Annotated in this window: 2 protein-coding genes and 1 pseudogene; all 3 read right to left on the minus strand. The window is 37.4% G+C overall.

Going from position 1 to position 5,270, the window contains the following annotated elements:
* Positions 1–682: 682 nt before the first annotated feature.
* Positions 683–1,981: an efflux RND transporter periplasmic adaptor subunit gene (locus B371_RS0101715; RefSeq protein WP_019412594.1), complete on the minus strand. Its 1,299-nt coding sequence runs from the start codon at positions 1,979–1,981 to the stop codon at positions 683–685.
* Complete coding sequence (locus tag B371_RS0101720) at positions 1,974–2,666, minus strand: hypothetical protein (protein WP_019412595.1); 693 nt, start codon at positions 2,664–2,666, stop codon at positions 1,974–1,976. The genes B371_RS0101715 and B371_RS0101720 overlap by 8 nt, the downstream gene beginning before the upstream one ends.
* A gap of 790 nt (positions 2,667–3,456) precedes the next feature.
* Positions 3,457–3,734, minus strand: a pseudogene (locus tag B371_RS22635) (transposase); the annotation flags it as partial.
* Positions 3,735–5,270 lie beyond the last annotated feature (1,536 nt).

Below are 5,270 nucleotides of genomic sequence, written 5' to 3' on the forward strand. Positions count from 1 at the left end.
GCAGGAACACTAAGGAACGAAGGCTAAGAACGCCACGTCGCGAGTCAACGTCTTCGTGACCAACATCCTGTTGGCCCGAGGAGATTGAAGCCATGCCCCACGGAAAGCGTCCGCATGGAGCGGAAATCAACTTTGTTCGGATTTTATGCCTAGATTTTTTTATTGTGAAATAGACTCAAAGGCTTACCTATAATAACTTTTGAAAAATGCATATTCTAATTATAAAATAAAATATTGGAGTTGTTGAAAATGCCACCACGGATATATCGTAGACCTTATATCTATCCGCCACCTTATTTTTATCCGCCGTATCCGCCGTATCCACCATTTCCACCTTATTGGTTTTATCCACCTATTTGGGGACTTCCGCCTCGTCGCCCTATTTGGCCACTGCCATTTCCCATTATTCTATGAGGATAGAATTACGATCTTAATCAATGACTTCACCGTTAACAAATACTAAGTCTGTAATATCACGAAATAATAATAAGTACAATATATGTACACAATACAAGAGTGTATGATTTTTTACACCGTACAATTTATAAAAATATTCAGAAATATTTATACGCATTATATATTTGGTCAAACTCTAATAGATGCTAAAAAGCAGCCGAAATTGTATCTTCGGCTGCTTGTTTTTATGAAATTAGCATCTATTCTTTCGTCCACCCAAAAGGGTCTAAAACAATAAATGTTTAACATAGACTTTCCAATCAGTTTCTTTTATAGACTTCCAAGTAGGGGTTTCCATTGGCATTGGCATGAATATGGCCGGTGCATAACGGTAGTCGTGAATTTTTGGCTCGTCAATGATAATGGATTCGGACTCAATCCCATTGCTTATGATCGAACGCATTTTCCAGTCAAACCCTATCGTTACAGGAGTTTTCACAGCATGGCCTTGTGGATTAAGCATATATGCCACGGCAGATTGCTCAGCGCGATTGTATAACCATGCAGTTCTTACTGAAACGGCTTGTTGTGCTTCATTAACTATCACCATCGCATTTGTATTGTTGCCAAATGGTAGCTGATCGATAGATTCGTTTGGTTGGATACGAACTTCATAGTATGCCAGCGGGTTTATGCTTTCCTTTGGATCTAACGCCTTATATGCTGTTAGAAAATCAGAAGTGGTTGCCGGAACCTGGGATATACTTGTGACAACGCCTTCAATGGATTGATCTTTCCCGTCAGCCTGTATGCGGACACGATCGTTCACTTGGACGACTTGCCATTGTTCATCTGTCGCATATGTGACGACGATTCTTTCTGTGCTATAAATTTCAATAGCTAGACGATCATTTTCATCCCTAATCGCAGACACGAACCCTTCTACTGGGCTAAGAATTGCAACTGTGCCTTCTTGAGCAAGTTGTGCTTCTACGACTGCTATCTGTTGATTGATTTCTGACTGTTTTTGTTCGGCTTGCGAAATGGCTAGTGCATAGAATCCATCTTGTTGTACTTCAACGTCAAGCCCAACATTGACATTAATGTCGACGTTTACTGTCTGTTCTTCGATATCTTCATTTACATTATCTGTAACGTTTTCGTTTGAATTGTTTGAGTTATCTGCGTTTGCACGGTCAGATCTCAATGAACTAATCGTTCTATTCGTTTCAGTTAACTGACTCTCTAGTGCTTCAAGCTCTGATTCCCATAGGTTGCGTTGCTGGTCGGCTGTTGATGTGTTGAGTGTTGCCAGTTCTTGCCCAGCCGTTACAACGTCTCCTTCTTTCACTAACCAGTCCTTAATGGCATCTTCACTCTCCACGTAGACTGTTGAAACACTAAGCGGTGCAACGAGAGATTCTTTTGGTAGCTTTTCTTCATAGTCAGCTGTCGCTACCATTTCATAGTCATTTGTGTAAACCCTTTTTGAAATAATGCTTTTATCGCTAAATAACAGGATGGCGTTCGTTGCAAGAAATGCTGAAATGACAATGGCTATACCAATTGTTACCCATTTATTCATTTAAGGCACCCCCTTCTATTACTCGGAAAAACCATTCTTCGAGTGGAAGTAGACCTACGGTTGCTGTGATTAGTGCCATGATTAAGTTTATTCCTATGATGATAAAGAACAATAAAACTGGTTTAATTTCAGTAAATGCACGGATAAAGCGAATTTGAAATGCAATGATAAGTGCTGTGAATATTGTTAATTGATTAAAGAAGTAGACCATAAATGGGTACTCCATGAAGGTTGCTGCAAGTGGACCGAATGAAAATAGGGACACTGGTGTGGTTACGCCTAACATCATAAAGATGATGAATAGTAATGCTTTTTCGAGTAGGAGAATTCCTACTACGAAAAGTTGTAAAACCGCTAGTTTTGATAATGTGATGCCTGTAATGCGATTTAATAGAAATGCTATACCAAAAAAGTGGAATGCCATGTAAATGACTGCCCACAACATGATGCCAATAAGTGATGTGAGACGAGCAATGACATACGGGTCTTTTCCTCCTACTGAGAAGATTGATGTGATGTGTTGTGTGTTCATTCCCCACATTTCTTGTGTTACAAACAAGAGTAAGCCAATAAAGCCCACCATCCACACACGTTTTTTAAAGCCTCGCATTGTGGTAGTACCAAGATTATTTAGTAATTCATGCTGATTTGCAAAATATCGCCAAAACCGAAAATCAAAAAACATATGCCGAATTTCCTTTCCTTAACTACCAATCTATTATTCTTTCTATAACTCTACCAAATATCGACATCATTTGTAACGTCCAAAGGGTATAGTTCTAATAAAAATGGTAAATAAGTTTTTTAAAGGTAGTTTAAAGGTTCTATAGGGGAGTCAGATTGACTATGAAAAATATTCTTATGTGGATAGATAACACTAGATGAGAGACAGCGTTGAAGAAATCAATTTATGTTTTATTAGTTTTCGGATTAGTATAGGTGATTTAGTCAATTTATAAGTTATTAGCTTATGGACTAGTATAGGTGATTTCCGTTACAGGCGGACGCTTTCCGTGGGCGGTCCGGAAGCCTCCTCGTCGCAAGCTCCTGTGGGGTCTTACCTGGACACGCTGATTCCACTGGAGTCGCCGCCTTTCACTACAATCATTCTCCTTTTAAAATCAACAGTTATAACAATATAGTTTTAACAATAAATAAATAAGTGGTCATATCTTTTAAAATGAAAATACCTACATCTATATTTAGATAGGACGATTTTTTATGTGTAATCCTAAGTTTAATAAACAAGAATATATCAATGAACAAAATTCACTTTTACTGAAATTCAAGAGGAACATTCTGTTTTAGCATGTCAGTCTTCATATACTAAAAAAATCATGATCACTGGGTTCTTGGCACATCAATTTTATATACTTTGTTATTTTTTAGAAAAGTCCACTAGTAAAGAAAGGATTAAGTATTCCCTATATTACTCGCGTCGGCGCTTTGTGGATGCCTCCCGCGAGAAGCCATTAAACGGTTTTCACAATTAACATATCTAATATACCGAGATCTTTTAGACGCATTCGACGGAATTTTGTCAGTGAACTTGGACCGATGACGTCATCTTCTGGCGCCATAACCAAGAAGTATTTAAAGGATATATCGTATTTGGAACGTTCCACTAAGTCCACATTGATACGTCGTGAATGGCTTTTAATAATAGGTACTTGAACATACGGATAGGCGGAATCGCATTTCGACAGTTATCTATACAGTATTTTGTTTTTAAGTCCTCTAGAATAAAGGAAAAATGACTAGATCATAAATCGCCATGTACACTTTAGATGAAGGTTTCTTGGTTTGAAATCACGAGGAGCACCACTCCATTAACTTTATTTTAGTATAGTTCAACAAAGATATTTTTTGATGTAGACATACACTAGTTAATTGTAGTGGAAGGCGGCGACTCCAGCCGAAATAGCATGAGCTGAAGACCCTGGACTGAGCGTAGCGAGGGAAGCGGCTGAAGCCATGCCGGCGGAACGCGTCCGCCTGGAACGGAAATCAACAAGTTCCATATAAAAGTAAGTGAACAATTTGTCGTTCACTTACTCGCCATGAAATCTTTTTGAGGACTTTTACACTGCCCTCAGATTAGAAGGTTTTTTTGCGTGGGTATAGTGCAGGAAGTTGATAATTTATAATACCAGTACAACTGAATAAGACTCGGATTGGGTATTTTACATAAACACATTTATGAAAGATTTACTTCCTTTAAAAATAATTTGAGGTGCCAAGCAATTTTTAAGCTACAAAATGCATGGCACCCGCTGCTCCTTTCTGACGAAAAAATGAAAGTACCCTTTTTAACTTCCATTTTGCCGTAGTATTTAATAAAGATTTAGGCCCCCACCTAAACAGGTTGAATGGATGTATTCGCCTAAAGGCAACACTGCTTGACGGTGTGGTGTAGGAATGAGTCGTACTACCGCTTTGCTATGTATGAAATCCATCTTCCTCTATTTCTCCTTTTCCCAACAAGGATGTAATAGCTTTCTATAATTGTAAATCTCCATGGAAAAAATTGAAATATTTTCAAGCAAAATTAAATTTTAAGTCCTTTTAGACTTGTAAAATTGAATTTTGAATATATAAAGTCGGGCAAAATTAAATTATCGGTAAAAAATGAATAAAAATATTTTTAAAAACCAATACTTTATGTAACCTATCAAAGGAATAAACGAACATATTATAAACTATCTTGTTTCCTACGATAGCAATTGACTGGCAAAGTCTATCTCTCCGAAGAGTAAGTAAATTTTGTTATACTCATTCAATTATTTGAGATCGCAGTTACTCTTACCCTTTGTGCAGGGAAAAATTGTGAGAGGATGTGTTTTTTTGAATTTTGATAAAATATTTGATTTAAATGTTGTCGATTTACTGTTTGGAGTAATAGGTTCAAGTGTTTCAGTCATTGTTTTGTATATGTTCACTTCATTTTAGGAGCGTGTTGTATGTTCATCAAGCCCAAATAAAACCCCTTCACCAAAATTTGGAGAAGGGGTTTTTATGTGCCAATTTTTTGATAAACACCTTGATAGTAATTTTATTGCTGAAGTGACGACCTAAAAAAAGTGTAATAAACAAGAAAGTGGCTAAGGCTAGCCGTGCCACCTATCATGCATTTAGGTTTTACACTAGATCGATTAGGATTTTCCGTTTGCTTGTAGACTATAATGCTATTTTTAGAGAGTTTTAGTGCTCTCTGTGGAAAATGCTTTACTTATCTTCGGAATTGCTGCAGTTTGATGGGTTTTTTATTGGAATCTCTGGTGAGCGTTGG

The organism is Paenisporosarcina sp. TG20 (assembly GCF_000286315.1).
Classification (GTDB): Bacteria; Bacillota; Bacilli; order Bacillales_A; family Planococcaceae; genus Paenisporosarcina.